This is a genomic window from Cupriavidus sp. 01L46, assembly GCF_056399905.1.
The window spans coordinates 1-17,174 of the sequence record NZ_JBFTSF010000032.1 but is presented as its reverse complement, the minus strand read 5'-3'; the positions used below and the strand labels follow the sequence as shown (position 1 = coordinate 17,174).

Annotated in this window: 13 protein-coding genes and 2 pseudogenes; 6 read left to right on the top strand and 9 right to left on the bottom strand. The window is 59.0% G+C overall.

From position 1 onward, the window contains the following. Positions 1–116: 116 nt before the first annotated feature. Positions 117–470 carry a DUF2314 domain-containing protein gene (locus tag AC1DS3_RS08310; protein ID WP_150991201.1) on the bottom strand — a complete coding sequence of 118 codons (354 nt, stop codon included), beginning with the start codon at positions 468–470 and terminating at the stop codon, positions 117–119. 123 nt (positions 471–593) lie between these two features. On the opposite strand from AC1DS3_RS08310, the gene AC1DS3_RS08305 reads away from it, so the two are divergent. The 3 genes and pseudogenes from AC1DS3_RS08305 to AC1DS3_RS08295 all read left to right on the top strand — a co-directional run. Beyond that, a complete protein-coding gene (locus tag AC1DS3_RS08305) occupies positions 594–1,319 on the top strand; it encodes a DNA-3-methyladenine glycosylase I (protein WP_441637467.1) in 726 nt (241 codons plus the stop codon). Positions 1,320–1,991: 672 nt separating this feature from the next. Beyond that, positions 1,992–2,369 (top strand): hypothetical protein, encoded by a 378-nt coding sequence (locus AC1DS3_RS08300; protein ID WP_441637466.1) that lies wholly within the window; start codon positions 1,992–1,994, stop codon positions 2,367–2,369. Between the two features lie 309 nt (positions 2,370–2,678). Continuing rightward, positions 2,679–3,217 (top strand): annotated as a pseudogene (locus AC1DS3_RS08295) (site-specific integrase); the annotation flags it as partial. 63 nt (positions 3,218–3,280) lie between these two features. On the opposite strand, the gene AC1DS3_RS08290 reads toward AC1DS3_RS08295, so the two are convergent. Next, positions 3,281–3,625: a hypothetical protein gene (locus AC1DS3_RS08290; protein WP_477126998.1), complete on the bottom strand. Its 345-nt coding sequence runs from the start codon at positions 3,623–3,625 to the stop codon at positions 3,281–3,283. Positions 3,626–3,817: 192 nt separating this feature from the next. On the opposite strand from AC1DS3_RS08290, the gene AC1DS3_RS08285 reads away from it, so the two are divergent. The 3 genes from AC1DS3_RS08285 to AC1DS3_RS08275 are packed head-to-tail and all read left to right on the top strand — an operon-like array spanning position 3,818 to position 7,117. Beyond that, positions 3,818–5,317, top strand: a complete 1,500-nt coding sequence (locus AC1DS3_RS08285) for a recombinase family protein (RefSeq protein WP_477126997.1) — start codon at positions 3,818–3,820, stop codon at positions 5,315–5,317. Beyond that, the gene (locus tag AC1DS3_RS08280) at positions 5,310–6,224 is read left to right on the top strand and encodes a ParB/RepB/Spo0J family partition protein (RefSeq protein WP_477126996.1); all 915 of its coding nucleotides are present in this window, start codon (positions 5,310–5,312) and stop codon (positions 6,222–6,224) included. The genes AC1DS3_RS08285 and AC1DS3_RS08280 overlap by 8 nt, the downstream gene beginning before the upstream one ends. After that, positions 6,221–7,117 (top strand): ParB/RepB/Spo0J family partition protein, encoded by an 897-nt coding sequence (locus AC1DS3_RS08275; RefSeq protein WP_477126995.1) that lies wholly within the window; start codon positions 6,221–6,223, stop codon positions 7,115–7,117. Before AC1DS3_RS08280 ends, AC1DS3_RS08275 begins: the two co-directional genes overlap by 4 nt. A 51-nt stretch (positions 7,118–7,168) precedes the next feature. On the opposite strand, the gene AC1DS3_RS08270 is transcribed toward AC1DS3_RS08275, so the two are convergent. From AC1DS3_RS08270 to AC1DS3_RS08240, 7 genes and pseudogenes are all read right to left on the bottom strand, one after another. After that, complete coding sequence (locus tag AC1DS3_RS08270) at positions 7,169–10,162, bottom strand: type I restriction endonuclease subunit R (RefSeq protein WP_477126994.1); 2,994 nt, start codon at positions 10,160–10,162, stop codon at positions 7,169–7,171. Continuing rightward, complete coding sequence (locus tag AC1DS3_RS08265) at positions 10,159–11,316, bottom strand: restriction endonuclease subunit S (RefSeq protein WP_477126993.1); 1,158 nt, start codon at positions 11,314–11,316, stop codon at positions 10,159–10,161. Before AC1DS3_RS08265 ends, AC1DS3_RS08270 begins: the two co-directional genes overlap by 4 nt. Further along, entirely contained in the window at positions 11,309–11,974 is a 666-nt protein-coding gene (locus tag AC1DS3_RS08260) for a type I restriction-modification system subunit M N-terminal domain-containing protein (protein WP_477126992.1), read from the bottom strand. The genes AC1DS3_RS08265 and AC1DS3_RS08260 overlap by 8 nt, the downstream gene beginning before the upstream one ends. Then, the gene (locus AC1DS3_RS08255) at positions 11,971–13,473 is read right to left on the bottom strand and encodes a type I restriction-modification system subunit M (protein WP_477126991.1); all 1,503 of its coding nucleotides are present in this window, start codon (positions 13,471–13,473) and stop codon (positions 11,971–11,973) included. Before AC1DS3_RS08255 ends, AC1DS3_RS08260 begins: the two co-directional genes overlap by 4 nt. A 59-nt stretch (positions 13,474–13,532) precedes the next feature. Continuing rightward, positions 13,533–14,936, bottom strand: coding sequence for a DNA-processing protein DprA (locus AC1DS3_RS08250; RefSeq protein ID WP_477126990.1), 1,404 nt, complete (start codon positions 14,934–14,936; stop codon positions 13,533–13,535). Continuing rightward, positions 14,933–16,594: a helicase-related protein gene (locus AC1DS3_RS08245; RefSeq protein ID WP_477126989.1), complete on the bottom strand. Its 1,662-nt coding sequence runs from the start codon at positions 16,592–16,594 to the stop codon at positions 14,933–14,935. The genes AC1DS3_RS08250 and AC1DS3_RS08245 overlap by 4 nt, the downstream gene beginning before the upstream one ends. A 59-nt stretch (positions 16,595–16,653) precedes the next feature. Beyond that, positions 16,654–16,719 (bottom strand): annotated as a pseudogene (locus AC1DS3_RS08240) (hypothetical protein); the annotation flags it as partial. Positions 16,720–17,174 lie beyond the last annotated feature (455 nt).

The window sequence follows — 17,174 nt, the reverse complement described above, 5'->3', positions numbered from 1 at the left end:
ACTGCGTTTGCCGGCACCAGTAACCGCCTGCATCATGCGCGCCCAGTGTACCGCCAGGCCGACATTTCCAGGCGATTCCAGGCGATATGCGCCGGCTGGGCGCTTAGCCGGGGTGGTTATTCTTCTTCGCCCTCTTTATGGATATTGATCACATGCCGCGCCTCGAACCAAAGCGGCATGCCGGGTGCCATTTCCTCTGTGCAATAGGGCTGGTTGTCCAGCTCGCCACTGTAGAGATCGCCCTCGCGGCCGGTCACGATCACCCACATGCGCTCCACATGCTGCTCCTCGCGGTCCTGCTCGTCGGCGGTGACGATGCGAAAGATCAGCTTCACCAGCTGGCCGGCCTGCAAAGCCTGGCGCTCAGCCAGCGCCGGCACCCAGAACGTCTCGGGGTGCGCCTCGCCGATGACCTCGCCGTCGTCGAGCTGCCAGCCGTCTTCTTCGATGGTCGCCAGTCGTTTTTCCATGTCAGTCCTCATCATAAATTCGTCCTTTACGGGCGGCATCGTAGCAAATGCGCCCCGAGGCCGCGCGGCCGCGACATGCCGCACGAGTCGCTTTAAGATGGCAGATCGAAGGAGAACGCACCCATGGCAGCAGATAGCGACGTGACAAAAAAAGTGGCAACGAAGGTGCCGAAGACGGTGCCGAAGAAAGCGGCACCGAAAGCAGCAAAGAATGCGGCGCCACCAGTGACAAACATCGTGGCGGACACGGAACGCCAGCGCTGCAGCTGGTGCGGCACGCTGGAAGACTACTGCCACTACCACGACAACGAATGGGGCTTTCCCGTCGACGACGACCGGCGCCTGTTCGAGAAGCTATGCCTGGAAGGCTTCCAGGCCGGCCTGAGCTGGCTCACCATCCTGCGCAAGCGCGAGGCGTTTCGCCGCGCCTTCGCCAACTTCGAGATTGAAAAGGTGGCCCGCTTCGGCGAACGTGATATCCAGCGGCTGCTGGGCGACGCCGGCATCGTGCGGCACCGCGGCAAGATCGAGGCCGCCATCAACAACGCGCAGCGCGCCCGCGAGCTGCTGGAGACGGAGCCGTCGCTGGCCGCGTACTTCTGGCGCTTCGAACCCGATCCGGCCAGCCGTCCCAAGCTGCTGACGCCGGAAGTGCTGCGCACCATGGCCGTCTCGCCGGAATCCACCGCGCTGTCCAAGGACCTGAAGAAGCGCGGCTGGCGCTTTGTCGGCCCCACCACGATGTACGCGCTGATGCAGGCGATGGGCCTGGTCAACGATCACCGGGAGGGCTGCGAGACGCGCGAGGAAGTCTTGCGGGCAAGGAGAGCATTCAAGGTGCCGCGTTGAGTTGAGTTGAGTTGAGTTGAGTTGAGGTAAACGCCGAGGCGGCGGCAGGCGGACGTCTGACGTATACGTGGCGGCCAAAGTTTCGACGCAGGTATACGTGCGGAGCGCTGCGCCAAATGCAGGCAACGTATACGTCCGCCGCAATGGTGGCCCTATGTCTTTCTTTATTGTTTACGTATACCAATATAGTAGTAGTAGGTAAACGGCCTCATTTTCGGTGGATAAGCCGGTTTTTCCCTTTTCACTCAATGACTTACGAATAAGATAAGTCCCAGGGAATACCCTGCTCTCGCGGGATATCTGGCGGGCGTATACGTGGGGCGCAAAAACCGCCCGAAAGTTGTTCGTATACGCCCCACAACCCACCCCCAGCCGGGACACAGCTTTCCTGCCTGCTTATCCCCAGGGTTTTGCGTAGTTATCCACAACCGGGCCGGGCATTCCCCTAGCCTTCATCGATCGCATGTTGCGGCCCGACCAACCGCGGCCAGCCTGCGTGTCTGTCGTTCTCCAACAGGTTTACCCGGAAAAGTGGCGACGCATCCGCTAATAGTGCCGCCAGGCGGATGGCATGGTCCATGCGGTTAAGGGTTCAGAGCGCGGCGCCGATGCTCGTTTCCTTCCACGTCCCCACCTTCCCACCTGGAGCTATCGCTCCTTTGGAGAACCGTCATGAAGATCAACCGCCATGCACCACGAGAGAGCCGGCCTTGTTCGCGCATGCAGGCAGCGATGCGAGCGCTGCGCCGAGGGGTCCTGCTGATTCGCGTGCTCGCGCTGTGCGCGAACAGCATCGCCCATGCCCAGCCCGCCGCACCGGCCCAGTCATTGGTCACGCCCGAGCAGACGTTTGCGCGGGGTTACCTCGAAGCTGTCTCCACCGGCTATGACAACGGCCAAGCGCAGCTCGGATCCGAGGGCATCGCCCCCGTGCGGTTGCCGCACTCGCCTGCCCTGCAGATCAGGCCGTCCCCAGCGCCGTCCGCACCGGCACCCACGGCCGCAAATCCGTCGGTGGTCCCGGTTTCGCAGAAGACGCGCCGCGAGTAACCGCAGTGAGCCGTGAGAACGACGTGCGCATTGCACCGTCATGCCGTCATGCCCGCCGTCGCGTCGGCATGCGCATCAGGGAACGCCGTACGCCAAAACAAAAAGCGCACTACGTTGTTAAACGTAGTGCGCTGTCTTGTACTGCGAATCTGGTGGCCGAAGGACTATAAAACTATGCACATAAGTCCTTTATAAAAAAGGAATTTATACATCAATCCAGCAAAGATGCCCCCAGAAGTGCCCCCAGCTTTTGGGGGCTGCAATTGCCGTCTGACGTTGGCTTGCTGCACGTCCCCAAAGTCACTAGGGACGTTGCCGGGCACCAACACTAAACAAGGCGGCAGCTTGCAGCGGGAGCAGCTCGCCGCGTGGTTTCCGCGGTCCGCGCCCTACATAACCCAGTGAAGTCGACGTACTTGCAAGGCTTGCTCATCACCGGTGTCGCCGGGAGGAGCTCGATACTCTGCGTTGGGAAGATGTCGATTTTTTGTGGCGCAGTCTCCACATCGCAGACAAGATCGAAACCGCCCGCGAAATTCGCCTGACAGCCTAGCTCCGCGCTATATGGCACAACCAATCGATCGAAGTCGCAAAGCAGCCTCATGTAACGCTGCACGGCCTGCGCCGATCCTTCGGCACGCTAGCTGAATGGCGCGAGGTTCCAATTGGCGCTGTGGCACAGATTCAGGGGCTCAAGCCGTCAGCGTTGGCTGAGAAACACTAGACGCCGGCCGCTCGACATGTTGCGTATGTGGCACGACAAGATTGAAACTTGGCTGCTGGACCAGGCGGGCATTGATTTTCAGCCCGCCCCAGCCAACCACACTGAGAACACGGGGCAACACTGAAGCAGTAACGACAACAAATGACTTCCTCAGAAATGTAATGGCCTTGCCGCACGCGTTAGAGCGCTATCTTGGACCCGCCGTCAGGAGATGGAGCGCCTCTTTGATCAGATCGACTGACGCGCTCACGTTCGGTGCAGGCTCGTCAATTCGCTCGGACATTGAGAGGTAGGCCCAATGAACAGCCACCGAGTGCTTGGCCAGTGCGACCAGGTGCGGCCCGCTCGGGCCGCGCACGCCAGCCAGCCAGTTTTGGACCGTTCGCTCGCTCGCGCCTGTCCATCGCGTCAGTTTCTTGACCGCGTGCCGGGACCGACCCAGCTCCTTCGCTAGGGCCATGGCGATTACGGCGGGATATTCCTCACTGATTCCCAGTCCCTCACGCAACGTCTTGCGGGCTTTCGGCAACATTTTTCGCGTCTCCAAAACTATGATCCTTGAAGGCAGGCGCCAAGGACGCGGTACTCCGTCTATAGCCTTTCGGTGAGGCCTTTCGGCCGTCCGCTTGCGTCGCCAGTGGCAGGAGGTAGGGTGGACCGATTATCGCGCAGGGAGGATACGCAGGGCGCAGGTCGCGACGGTCGAGCTGCGGCGTACGTGCGCATGTCGACAGAGCATCAACAATATTCGACGGAAAACCAATTAGACATCATCCAGGCGTTCGCTGACTCTCGTGGACTCGAAATCGTCCGCGTCTACGCGGACGAAGGAAAGAGCGGACTGCGCCTTGATGGCCGCGATTCGCTTAAAGCGCTGCTGCGAGACGTTGAATCTGGCTACGCGGACTTCTCAGCTATCCTGGTTTATGACGTGAGCCGCTGGGGGCGCTTTCAAGACCCCGACGAGAGCGCAAGCTACGAAGTTCGCTGTAAGCAGGCGGGCGTCCGGGTGCTCTACTGCGCCGAGCAGTTCGAGAACGATGGTAGCCCGGTCTCAAGCATCATAAAAAGCGTCAAAAGAACAATGGCCGGCGAATACAGCCGCGAGCTGAGCGTCAAAGTCCACGCTGGTCAATGCCGCCTTATCCGCCACGGCTTTCGGCAGGGTGGTCCGGCAGGATTTGGCTTACGGCGCGTACTCGTCGATCACACCGGTGTCGTCAAGGGGGAGTTACGACGCGGCGAACACAAGTCCATTCAAACCGATAGGGTGATTCTCGCCCCTGGACCGGCCGAAGAGCTGATGACGGTGCGCGGCATCTACCGGGAGTTCGTCGAAGAGGGGCGGTCGGAATCAGAGATCGCGGTCACGCTCAACAAGAGTGGGCTCGCCACCGACCGCGGAACACCGTGGACTCGAGGGACGGTCCACCAAATCCTCATCAATGAAAAATACGCTGGCCATAACGTGTGGAATCGGACGTCGTTCACGCTAAAACAAGAGCGCGTGTGCAACCCGCCCGCCKCATGGATCAGAAGAGACGACGCCTTTGAACCAATCGTCGATCGAATGATGTTCGAGGCTGCACGGCAAATCATCCTCGCTCGGTCTTACCGAATGAGCGACGCCGAGATGCTCGATGCGTTGTGTCAGCTGCTCTCGCGGCAAGGCTACCTCTCCGGCATCGTCATTGACGAGGCGCCTTTCTGCCCATCCAGCAGTGCCTACACGAACCGCTTCGGCAGTTTGCTTCGGACATATAGCCTAATTGGATACTCGCCAGAGCGCGACTACCGCTACGTGGAGATAAACAAGCGGCTGCGCGAGTTGCACCCTGAGGTTGTTGCCGACGCCGAGCGTGCCATGACGGAAACTGGCGCGCGGGTGGAAAAGGAGCCTATCACCGGCCTTCTGAGCGTCAACGACGAGTTCCGAGTCTCCCTCACGCTCTCGCGATGCCGACCGACCGACGCAGGGACCAATCGGTGGCTCATCCGTTTCGATAACGCACTTCGGCCTGACATTACGGTCGCAGTCCGGATGGAGCTCGACGCGCGAACCATCCGCGACTATTACCTGTTGCCTTCGATTGACATGCGTGCGGACCTGATCCGCCTTGGCGACCACAATGACTTTGGGCTGGAAGGCTACCGCTACGACGATCTGTCGATGCTCTGCCGTCTCGCGCGCCGCATTCCGCTGAAGGGAGTCGCTTATGAATGACAGAGTAGAAAAGTTCGTCTCGACGCTCGTGCGCAGCGACCAGATCACGTTGATCCCAGTCGATCGCCTACGAGTGCTCAACCCAAGAACGCGCAACCGATACTTCTTCTCGCAGTTGGTCGAGAACATTGCCTCCGTTGGCTTAAAACGCCCGATCACTGTCGCTTTGGGAGGTCGCGACGGCGACGGTGAATGGCACGAGGTCCTTTGCGGACAAGGCCGCCTCGAGGCTTTGAAGATGTTGGGAGAGACAATGATCCCTTGCTCGGTGGTGGAGGCTGACGAGCTGGACCGCTACCTCATCACACTGGCGGAGAATATTGCGCGGCGTAGACACTCGACTGTCGAGCTGATGTCTGGCCTGCAAGTTTTACGGGAAAAAGGCTACTCGACCGAGGACATTGCGAAGAAGACCAGCCTCGATTCTTCCTACGTCAACGGAATTCTGCAATTGCTCAACAAAGGCGAGCAGCGACTCATCCAAGCGGTGGAGAAGCGAGTGATGCCGCTGTGGCTCGCCATCGAAGTCGCTCGTGCTTCCAGCGATGAAGTTCAAGCCGCGATGGTGGCGGCGTATGAGTCGGGAACTCTTAAAGGCGAGCAGCTTCTACGAGTGCGCCGAATTCTGAGTAAGCGCGAAGCTTCCGGCAAAAAGGTCCATCCTAGCCCGACTTCTCGTGAGAAACCTACGCCCCAGAAGCTTCTACGCACTTACCAGAACGAAGTCCGACGCCAGAAGATGACCGTGCAAAACGCCACCATTCAGGAGCAGCGTCTGCTGTTAATTATCTCAGCCATAAAGAAATTTCTGTCCGATGAGCATTTTCGAACGCTTTTGCGAGCGGAGAACATCAAGGATATTCCCGAAGCGGTTGCTTTGCGTCTTCCCCAGGAGTTGTTGCCATGAGCCATATCAAGCATGCGTTCGAGCAGAAAATCGTCGAAATCCCGGTCGAGCACGTTATCCCCGGGGCGGCGCTGCCGAAGGGCGTTCTCGCCACCCCGAAGTTCAAGACCATTCTCGGCTCCATTGCCGAACTGGGTGTCATCGAACCACTTGCAGTCTTTCGTTCGACTGAGAGGCCGGGCGACTATGACCTGCTCGACGGTAGGCTACGGCTTGAGGCTTTGAAGCAGCTCCGCCGTCCGACTGCTCCTTGCATGGTCTCAAGCGATGACGAGAGCTTTACCTTCAATCGTCACGTCAATCGCCTATCAGCCGTCCAGGAGCACCGGATGATTCGTGCAACCCTTACGAAGGGCGCATCGGAAAAACGTATTGCGGAAGTCTTGTCTATGGACGTGCGTAGCATTCGTGATCGTGCGAGGCTGCTAGACGGAGTCGCTCCGGAAGCGGCCGCACTATTGAAGGACCGACAGGCTGCCCCCAAGGTGTTTCGCGTCTTGAAGAAGATGAAGCCCTTTCGGCAAATCGAGGCCGCCGAAATGATGGTTGCGGCTAATAAGTTCTCAGCTCCGTATGCGGATATGATTCTGGTCACAACTCGTCCTGAAGCTCTGGTCGACGGGGCGAAGAAGAAAAGGGACGAGATCTTGCCTGAGGACCTGGCGCGTATGGAGAAGGAGATGGAACGGCTTCGCCAAGACTGCCAAGCCGTCGAGGACGAGATCGGGGACACAATGTTGACCCTTGTAGTAGCCAAGAGCTTCATGACACGCTTACTACGAAATGAGGCGGTTCACGCTCACCTCAAGCGCCACCACGGGGACGCCCTCTCCAGCCTCGTATCGACCATGGACGCAATCGCCGCAGATAATCGGGTCTCTGAACGGGAGTGAGCGGAAACCTCACTGCTCAAACGCAATACGCCTGTCGTCCATCCTCACCTATCAGTAGTATTGTCGGATGTAGCTGTACGCTTTCTCGAACAGTTCCTCATCCGCGTGCAGCTTGTACTTGAAGAGGGCTTTGCGCAGTGCTTTCTTCACCTCGCGCTCGCCAGCTTGCGTTCCCTGCCAGCCGGGAAAACGCACCAGGCGCACGATTTCGTCGATGTCCGCTACCACGCGTTCGACCATGATCGGCGTCTCGGCCGTCTTGGCCTCGTTGAACAGCTCAGTCAGAGCCGCCTTGCCGCGATCCTCATCCTCTTCTGGCGGGACTTCCCTCTCGGCCTGCAGGGTTTCCTTGGCGATCTCAAGCAACTGCTTCAGGAACTCCACGCTGTTGATTTGTCCGGACTCGAAACGATCCTTCAACGCATCCAGGCGTTCGGAAAGCTGTTTGAACTTGGGGATGCCCGCGTGCTTGCGCAGGCGCCGGTTCAGTTTGATTTCGATCTCTTTGGCCTTCTTCGGATCAGGGTTCGAGAGCACCGCTTCCAGCAAGTCGGCGTCTAGCACCAGGGTGTCGAGGTCATCGCGCACCGCATCCACATGCACGTTCTGATGGATCAGCTCAATGGTTTTGGCGCCAAGCGAATGCCAAATCAGCTTGCCGTGGCCGCTGGATGGCTGCACCGACTGGTATACCTGCGACAACCACTTGTAGTCCTTCTCAAACGGGCCCAGCACCGTATCGGGCGACAGCGCCTCCCAGATCTTGTTGAGTACGCTGAATTCGGCGGCAAAGTTGTCCCGAACCTCGTTGTTGGGCAGGCATTGCTGCGCGGCGATCAGGCCCTCATAGCCTTGTAAGGTGCGGTCACAGCCTGCAAAGAACGCTAGGCATTTCTGCATCGCCTCGGGCAGTTTGTCCTTCAGCTCCTGGATGTTGCTAACCACCTGCTTGACGCTCTGGTCGTCGAACTCCAGCGCAGCCGCCACGTCATCGAAGATACCGAGGTAGTCCACGATCAGTCCGTGGGTCTTCTGCTCCGAGTACGTCCGGTTCACCCGGCAGATCGCCTGCAGCAGCGTGTGGTCACGCAGCGGTTTGTCCAAGTACATAGCCTGCAGGATCGGCGCGTCGAAGCCGGTGAGCAGCTTGGCGGTGACGATGATCAGCTTCAGCGGATCGGCCGGGTCGCGAAAGCGGTCGAGCAGCCGCTCCTCTTCATCGCGCGAACGATCATAGGGCGCATACTCCGGATGCTCCTTCTTGTCGGACGCCTGCACCGACATCACGATGTCCGTGGCCTCGGGCGGCAGCAGCTTATCCAACTCCGCCTTGAACAGCAGGCACGACTCACGATCGAAGGTTACGATCTGGCCCTTGAATCCGTTGGGTTCAACCTTGGTCTGGAAATGCTCGACGATGTCTTCGCACACCTTGCGGATGCGCTCTGGCGTCTTGACCAGCACGGCCATCTTGGCGGCGGTCTTGGCGAGGTTGTCCTTGTCTAGGTCCGACAGGCCGCCGGTCAAATCCTTGTAGGCGGCATCGAGGGCGGATTTGTCGATGTGCAGATCGATGAGGCGCGGCTCGAAGTGCAGTTTCAGTGTGGCGCCGTCGCGGATCGATTCCTCGAAGCCGTAGCGGCTCATGTAGCCTTTTTCGTCCTCATCGGCACCAAAGGCGTAGAAAGTGTTGCGGTCGGCGCGGTTGATCGGCGTGCCGGTTAACCCAAACAGAAAAGCATTGGGCAGGGCTTCGCGCATCTTGCGGCCTAAGTCGCCTTCCTGCGTGCGGTGGGCTTCGTCCACCAGCGCAATGATGTTGCTGCGGTCGTTCAGGCTGCCGGTGGTTTCGCCGAACTTGAAGATCGTGGTGATGATGATCTTGCGCACGTCCTGAGCCAGCAGTTGCAGCAGCTTCTCGCGGGTGTCGGCCTTTTCCAGATTGGGGATGTCCGCGCCGGTGAAAGTGCCCGTGATCTGCGTATCGAGGTCGATCCGGTCCACCACGATCAGCACGGTGGGGTTCTTCAGCCCGGCGTGCATCCGCAGCTTCTGCGCGGCAAACACCATCAGCAGCGACTTGCCAGAACCCTGGAAGTGCCAGATCAGTCCCTTCTTGGGGTAGCCCGCCAGCACGCGCTCCACCAGCTTGTTGGCCGCCTCGTATTGCTGATAGCGGCAAATGATCTTGATGCGGCGTTTCTTCTTGTCCGTAGCAAACAGGGTGAAGCTGCCCAGGATGTCCAGCACCACATGCGGCCGCAGCATGCTCTCGGCCGACAGTTTGAGTGACTTCAGTGGATGATGCTGGCCGTCATTGCCTGCGCCGTCCAGATGCCACGGTCCCCAACCCTTGACCGGCAGCCCGATGGACCCGTAGTGGTAGGCCTTGCCCTCGGTGGCCACCGAGAACACGTTGCAGACGAACAACTCCGGCACGAATTTCTCATAGTCGTCGTACACCTGTACCGCGCCATCGACCCAGCTGATGCACTTCTTGACTGGCGTCTTGGCCTCGATCAGCACTAATGGTAGGCCGTTGACCAACAGCACCAGATCGGCGCGACGCTCAGTGGGACCGGCGCGGTAGATGAACTGCTGGGTAACGATGTACTGGTTCTGCGCCAGGTCGTCCAAGTCGATCAGCCGCACCGGCACATGCTCGTTGTTCTGGCCGAAGGGCATGGAGCGCTCGCCGCGCATCCAGGCTGTCATTTCCTCGTTGGCGCGGATCAGGCCATCCGAGCGCACCGACAGCACGATGGCGCGCAGCTTGTAGAGCACTTCGTCGGCCCGGTCAGGCTGGGCGGCGATCTCCGGGTTCAGACGGAACAACGCATCGCGCAGCCAGGGCTCGACCAGCACTTCCTGAATCTGGCGCGGTACGTCAGCCGGTGCCGAGTAGCGCCAGCCGATGCCCTTGGGGCTGGGACCGTAGCTGGCTTGCGGTTCTTGAATGGTGTTTGCCTGTTCCGCCTTGCCGGCGCCGGCGAGCAGATCGCGGACGTAAGCTTCGACAGTGTTCGATTCATTGAATGATTTCATGGCTTCGCGATGCCTTCTTCGAGAACAGTTGAGATCAGTGCATCAACGATCGAGATGCGTCGCTTCAACTGTTCAGCCGCAGAATCAATCTCGCGCGCTACCGCAACTACTCTTGCTTGCGCATCTGCATCCAGATTGGGTACTCGTATTCGCTTTAGGTCCGTCGCCCCAACTCGAAGGCGGCCAGTAGACCCGGTTAGCAGCCCGATGGCAGCACGATGAAACTGCTTGGAAGTAACGAGTAGATAGAGAAATTCTTTCGACAGGCTTTTGCCGGCCCGAAGTACGATGAACTCCGTTGATGCCCCGCACTTTTCGATCGAATCCGGTACGAGGGCAATCTTACCGTTCTCTAGGCAAGGTGTTATTCGTGCCATAAGAACATCGCCACCTTTGGCGCGCACTCCACMACGGCTTCCTTTTGGTGTGAGTCGATCTCGAGATATGTCACGCGTCCACGGTTCTACATCCTCCATGGCGATGAAAGGGTCGTCTTCGGTGACATTTTTGATTGTCGGATTGATCTCCGCTAATGCATCTAGTTCTACGGTCTTGAAACCACTTTCATAAATCAAATTCTTGATCGAGGAGTCGCGAGTTACTAACAGACAGGCCTGCGCATCAAGCAGAGCCTCCCGTGCCTCGTAAGCGACGGTCAAGCGCTTCGCGATCGCAATCTGTTGCTCCAGAGGCGGAAGCCAGATCTCCAGGTCAGCAAGATCTCGCCACCTGAAATGCGGTGTTATCGATCCAATAGCTTTCTCGACTACCCAGGATCTCACGACCGCTGCATTCAGCAGGTAGCGTAGAAACATTGGGTCGGCATCTGACGAAGCCTTAGGCTTTAGGACTAGTATTTTTTCGCCAGTAATTCCGTCAAAGGGTGCGACTGCATACTTGTTAAGTTTTGGCCTGCGTGTGGGGAATAGGAACATTCCTTCTCGAAATGCATAGCGAAATGTCGGCGGAAGACAGCCGTCGCTCATCGGATTCGATCTTCGCAAGAAGATGTCCCCGCTATCGAGATGGTCTACGCCAACATAGTGCTCAAAATTAAGTAGCCCTGTGTTTGCAATTTGCTCTTGGTGCCGCTCAACCATATCGCCTACGCGCACCTTGAACCAAATGGGACTAACGGTCAGCTTCTCAACCATCAACGGATTCCTCGGAGGTGAGCCCGTCCAACGTTTCGAGGAAGGTAGTGATTTGCGACCACAACGCATGCCGTTCACTCGTCCACATCTCCAAGGCTCTGGCCATAGTTTTCGGATGACCATTGCTGTCCATGATAGTAGCTACTTTCGCCTGCTTAACGTACAGCGGGATCGACAGATTGCCAGCGGTCACACCGATTTCAGTCAAGGTGGCGACCTTGGCGAAACCRGGCACATCCGCAAATGTCTTGTAGGCGGCCAGGATGCGCTGCTGGTGTTCCAGTTTCAGGAAACTCTGAGTTCGCTCGCGGGTGCCTTCGAGCAGATCCGGGTTAGCGGTCTCGATGGCGTGCATGGCCTTCTGGATGGCAGCGCCGACGTTCTTGGGTGCCTGGCGTATATCGTTCCAGTGAGCGCCTTGGGGGATCTGGAAGCGGTGGTTCTCAGCGAACTGGGCATAGGAAAGGTCGCCATTGGAGTTAGCCAGCGCCGCCTGGTATTCCTCTTCCCATACATCCGACACGCGCTTGTAGAACAGCAGCGGAAAGATGAACTGCTTGTAGTCGCCCGCGTCGATGAGGCCGCGCAGCAGCACGGCGGCGCCCCAGAGGTAGCTTTCAAGTTCTTGTTGGCTGATGCGTTTGCTTGGGTGACTCATTTCAGCCATCCCCCTTCAGTCATGACCTGCGCGAGCCGTTCTTCGGCCTCGCGGCAGCGGGTGAGCGCATCCTTGAACGCCGCGATGGCGTCCGGCAGCAGTGGGATATCCTCTTGCAGCGGCGGCAGGACGTAGCGCGAGATGTTCAGCGTCCAGTCCTCGGCCTTGATCTCGTCGAGACTGACCACCCGGACCGCGTCCTGCACATCGGTGAAGTCGCGATACCAGCCGAGGATGTCGGCAGCGTGCTCGGGCTCCAGATAGTTTTGCGCGCGGCCCCGGCGGAACAGGCGCGAGGCATCGACAATCAGCACCTTCTTCTTGTGCTTGGCCAGCTTGCGCTTGCGCAGGACTAGGATGCACGCGGCGAGCCCGGTGCCGTAAAACAAATTGGGGGCGAGCCCGATCACGGCCTCGACCAGATCCATTTCCAGCAGCTTCTGGCGGATACTGCCTTCCACGCCCTTGCGGAATAGTGCGCCCTGGGGTAGCACCACAGCCATTCGGCCGGTCACGTCAGCCGTCGACTTGACCATGTGCTGCACCCAAGCGAAGTCACCGCTCGAAGATGGCGGCAGACCGGCAAAGTTGCGGCCGAAGGGATCGTTCAGCCACAGGTCCTCGCCCCACTTTTCCAGTGAGAAGGGCGGATTGGCGATCACGCAGTCGAAGCTGGCCAGCCGGTCGCCTTCGAAGAACGCCGGGTCGCGCAGCGTGTCGCCGCGCACCACCTGAAAGTCCTCGATGCCGTGGAGGAACAGGTTCATCCGCGCGATAGATGAGGTGGTGAGGTTCTTTTCCTGCCCGTACAGCTTGCCCCACAGACGCTTGACGTCGCCGTGCAGCTCTTTGACGTGCTGCACGGCAGCCAGCAACATGCCGCCGGTACCGCAGGCCGGGTCATAGATGGTCTCGGCTTCCTTCGGGTCGAGCATGTCGATCATCATCCGCACCACGCTGCGCGGGGTGTAGAACTCGCCGGCTTTCTTGTTAGTAGCGTCGGCGAACTTCTTGATCAGGTATTCATAGGCGTCGCCGAGCAGGTCAGAGTTGACATTCTTGTTGCCAAACGGCAGTTTGGAGAAATGCTCGATCAGGTCCTTGAGCAGGGCATCCGAGAGGCGCTCCTTGTTCGACCACTGCGCGTCGCCGAACACGCCATACAGCGTTTCCGGGTTGGCCTTTTCGATCCCGCGCATCGCATGCTGCAGCGCGGCACCGACATTGCTCGCCTTGGTGCGGACGTCGTTCCAGTGGCAGTCTTCTGGGATCTGGAAGCGGTGCGACTCTGGGAACCAGGCCAGTTGCTCATCGCCGGTCTCGTCGACGATCTCCTGGTATTCCTCGTCCCATACGTCGCAGATGCGCTTGAAGAACAGCAGCGGGAAGATGTAGGTCTTGAAGTCAGCCGCATCCACCGGGCCGCGCAGGATGTTCGCGGATTCCCAGAGATGGCCTTCGAGTTGGCTGAGGGTGATTTGTTGGTCGCTCAAAAGCATTGCCCTTCTATATCGATGCCGGCGCACTGCGGCTTGTGTTCTCGTTTGGTCTTCATCGGTTACTCGAACAGCCGGTTTTGCTTGACGACGTAGCCCGCTGGCTTCTTCTGCTTTTCCACTACACCTTCATCGATCAGGCGCTGCAACCATGCCTTGGCCTGCGCGCTTGAGACGTCCAGCGCGGCGGCCACTTCGGCGTCTTTCATCGGCGCATTCAATAGCCGCTGAATCGCGGTGCGTACTGCTGCGAAGAGCACTTCCGCCGGGGTCGATTCCGGCTGCGGAGATTCCTTGGCCTCGCCTATCGGTACTACGGCCTCCGACGTGACTGACGGCTGCTCTTCAAATGCCGCAACTGGTGGTTGCGCATCTGGAACAAGGTCGGCAGGTGCCGATGACTCGCTGCCGAGCTGGGGCACTGGAGCGGTGTCGAGTGGCACGGGCGACGTGGGCATGGCGTCAGCTGGCGATGGCCCGTCGTTCGAAAACAGCGAAATACCAATCTGTGAGGAGGCCGTCGGCATCGCCATGTTGAACACCGCATCGAACGAATCCACGTCTGTCGGGTTCGGCCAGGGAAGCGCACCTTTCCTTCGCAAACCATCCAGTCCGGCAGAAGATTCGCCGGTCGTTCGAACGAAGACGGGGACGAACTTGAGTTTGTCGAGCTGCTCGACGGCGCCCGCCCAAGTACCACCCTTGTTGAGGTCGGAACTCACCACGAGGGAGGCATCGGCCAATGCGTAAATCAGCTTGTTCCGTTGCATAGCATTACCGACGTTGAACCCGGCACTCGGGTCGTAGGGCGAAATCAGCACCAGTTGGCCATCGAGCAGCAGGTTGCGGTGCTCGCGGTTCATGGTGGTCTTTTCCAGACTGTCTGCCAGAACGCCACAGACTTTGCCACCAGCCTCCAAGGCGCCACGCATGGCGGCCTGATCGATACCTTTGGCGCCGCCTGAGACAAGCGTTCTCCCTGCCCGAGCGGCGAGCCGGCCAACTACCATCGTGTAGTCGATGAGGGAGTCGTCCACATGACGCGACCCGACGACGGCAAGTCCACCAGAATCCAGCAGACTCATGTCGCCACAGCCATAAATGACGGCAKGTGCGTCTTCGCGCAGTCGCGCTTTCAAGCGCCGGGGGTACTCGGCATCGGCCCGGCTGGCCACCCAAATGGCACGCGCTTGCCATCGCTCGATGACTTGGCTCAACAGGAACCCGCGCCCCAGCAGTCGCTGCAAGCGGCTCTCGTCAATCACCGGCTGGCACGCACGCAGGATGTCAGCCGCGTCCGGCGAGATGAGATCGGCTGGCTGACGTTGGACCTCGCGCAAATGACGGGCAAGGCGTTTGTATTCGCCGGGCGAAAGCAGATCGGGTGACGCAGTGCCACGTCCGGCAATGAGCGGCGCCGTCAGCAGCAAGATCGCCTGGGTGTTGGGTGAAAGGACTGGCGTCATTCGTCGTGCCCCGTCTGGGAGAGGGCCATCGGCCAAACTGCGCCACTACCGTTCTTGCGAAGGAGCCACGCAGACACCGTCAGCGTCCAGCGCGAATCGACCATGTCATCAACCAGGAGGACAGGGCCGGGCGGGATGCGCTGGCCACTAAATGCGAGCGAGCCATCAATGTTGCGCGCCTGTTGTGTACTGTTTGCCATCGTTTTCTGTTCGGGTCTTGCGTCTGTTTTCGCGATGACCATATGAAACGCCAGACCCAACGCAGCAGCCAAGCGTTGCGCAAAATTCGGTACCAAATCGGGATGCCGAAGCGAAGGAACGCAGGTCACCCAAGTCGGCGTCGGTTGCGGACTCCACTCATGGATCATCTTCACGCATGCAGCAACAAGGTCGTCGGAAAAATGACTATCATGGTATTTGCCCTGGCGAACCAAGCCGCCCCAACCGGCATCTCCCCAGACGCATAGTGCTTTACCGGGCTGCGCTTGAAAATCACTGTTCGTATTGCTGTCTATGCCGAACTGAGGCATCCCGCCTATTGGCCATTTCTTGCGCGGCTCGATGGGCAAGCTGGTTCGACGAAGAAATGCGACGGCCGCTTTGACCAGCTCGGCGTCCACGGTTGTAGGCAGCGGCTGTAAGGCAGGTTTTGTGACAACGCTTGGATCGCCGTCGAGCGCGCCGATCAGAAAGCCCATGTGCTCACCAAACGGCAGGCTGACGTAGTCCTGCATCTGCTGGTGTTCCTCTCGCCGTAGCGCAGTGAGCCGTTCCGCTCGATCCCAAAAGCTTTCGCTCAGCGTTGCTGCCGTAAGCTGCCATTTGCTACCTTGCTTGGCGATGGGCGCTGGTGCTTCGAGGGAGAGAAGCGCAATCGTCTTGTCGACACGCCCCTTGCTCAGGTTGACTCTACTCAGTAATTCGGGGACGGACAATCCGTTAGGAGCTTCTTCAAGCGCCCCCAGGACCTCGGCGACTTCCTGTCGGGTTGGGAAAGCACTCCGGATAAACCAGTCAGTGATGTCCGACTCTTCCCGGCCGCTGAGCAGCACACCGTAGGCGGAGTCCAGCGCGCGTCCTGCGCGGCCAACCTGCTGATAGTAGGCAACCACCGAACCCGGCATCTGGTAATGAATGACAAATGCCAGGTCAGGCTTGTCGTAGCCCATGCCTAAGGCAGTCGTGGCAACCAACGCCTTGACCTCATTGTTGAGCAGAGCTTGTTCCAGTTGCTCTCGACGATCACCGGTTTCGCCGGTGTAGGCCTCTACGGAGAAGCCTTGGGTCTTCAGCCATTCCGCCACTTGATTGGCGTCACGCACCGTCAGCGTGTAGATGATGCCGTGGCCCTGCAGCGTGGCGAGTCGCTCCGCCAACCATGCAAGGCGTTCGGCTTGGCTGGGCAGACGGATGGTCTGCAAAGTAAGTGAGGTGCGATTGAGATCACCCCGGGACACATCTAGCTTGGGCCCGAGCACCGCAGCGAGGTCTTCCATCACCCTGTTGTTCGCCGTCGCCGTGGTGGCGAGAAGTCGAAGATTGGGCGGCAGTGTCTTGACGATGCGTTCCAGCAGTCGGTAGTGAGGACGGAAATCATGCCCCCAATCCGAAATGCAGTGCGCTTCGTCGATGACCAGCAGGGAAATCTGCGCAGCCATACCAGATTGTGCACACCCGTCTTGCGTTCGCCCGAGTCTGCAACCGTCAGCAGATTCAGGGAAAGCGGGCGAATCTGTCCGGTCGGCAAGCGCACGTCGTACAGCCCTTGCGCCGAAGCCGACATATTGCTCAAGAATTCCATTCCGACCATAGCATCGGGGGCTAGAACATGCTTCACGACTTCTTCCGCCGCTTGCTTGATCACGAGATGGAATGCATCCAACGGGTAAGGTGGCTGTAGCGTGATCAGGGGGATCATGCAAACCTCCTCACAGCCGATCCGGTATTGCATGGGAACGGCACCCGCCTGGTATCGACCAAACTCTCCCAGAGTTTGATGTAGACCCTCGATGACATGTACTGTCTCGACGAAGATAGTGCGCGGTTTCTCTTGATATTCATCTTGTTCTCCCGAATAGTTGACTCCCGGCTGCACTCTCGCCCTTCCAATCCCGGTGCTGGGGGGGCTGGCGAGTACCGAGAGAAATCAGAATCTCCTGTGTCATTGATCCTTGTCGCGCTCAACTGCCTGCCCGTGATGAGCTGGGCCCTTCGAGGCAAGGCTAGCCAGTGTGGGGA

Bases quoted from the DNA above. Each gene is read 5' to 3' on its own strand.
- AC1DS3_RS08300 (WP_441637466.1), top strand. From the start codon at position 1,992: ATGAAGATCAACCGCCATGCACCACGAGAGAGCCGGCCTTGTTCGCGC.
- AC1DS3_RS08305 (WP_441637467.1), top strand. From the start codon at position 594: ATGGCAGCAGATAGCGACGTGACAAAAAAAGTGGCAACGAAGGTGCCG.
- AC1DS3_RS08280 (WP_477126996.1), top strand. From the start codon at position 5,310: ATGAATGACAGAGTAGAAAAGTTCGTCTCGACGCTCGTGCGCAGCGAC.
- AC1DS3_RS08255 (WP_477126991.1), bottom strand. From the start codon at position 13,473: ATGCTTTTGAGCGACCAACAAATCACCCTCAGCCAACTCGAAGGCCAT.
- AC1DS3_RS08310 (WP_150991201.1), bottom strand. From the start codon at position 470: ATGGAAAAACGACTGGCGACCATCGAAGAAGACGGCTGGCAGCTCGAC.
- AC1DS3_RS08270 (WP_477126994.1), bottom strand. From the start codon at position 10,162: ATGAAATCATTCAATGAATCGAACACTGTCGAAGCTTACGTCCGCGAT.
- AC1DS3_RS08290 (WP_477126998.1), bottom strand. From the start codon at position 3,625: ATGTTGCCGAAAGCCCGCAAGACGTTGCGTGAGGGACTGGGAATCAGT.
- AC1DS3_RS08245 (WP_477126989.1), bottom strand. From the start codon at position 16,594: ATGGCTGCGCAGATTTCCCTGCTGGTCATCGACGAAGCGCACTGCATT.
- AC1DS3_RS08275 (WP_477126995.1), top strand. From the start codon at position 6,221: ATGAGCCATATCAAGCATGCGTTCGAGCAGAAAATCGTCGAAATCCCG.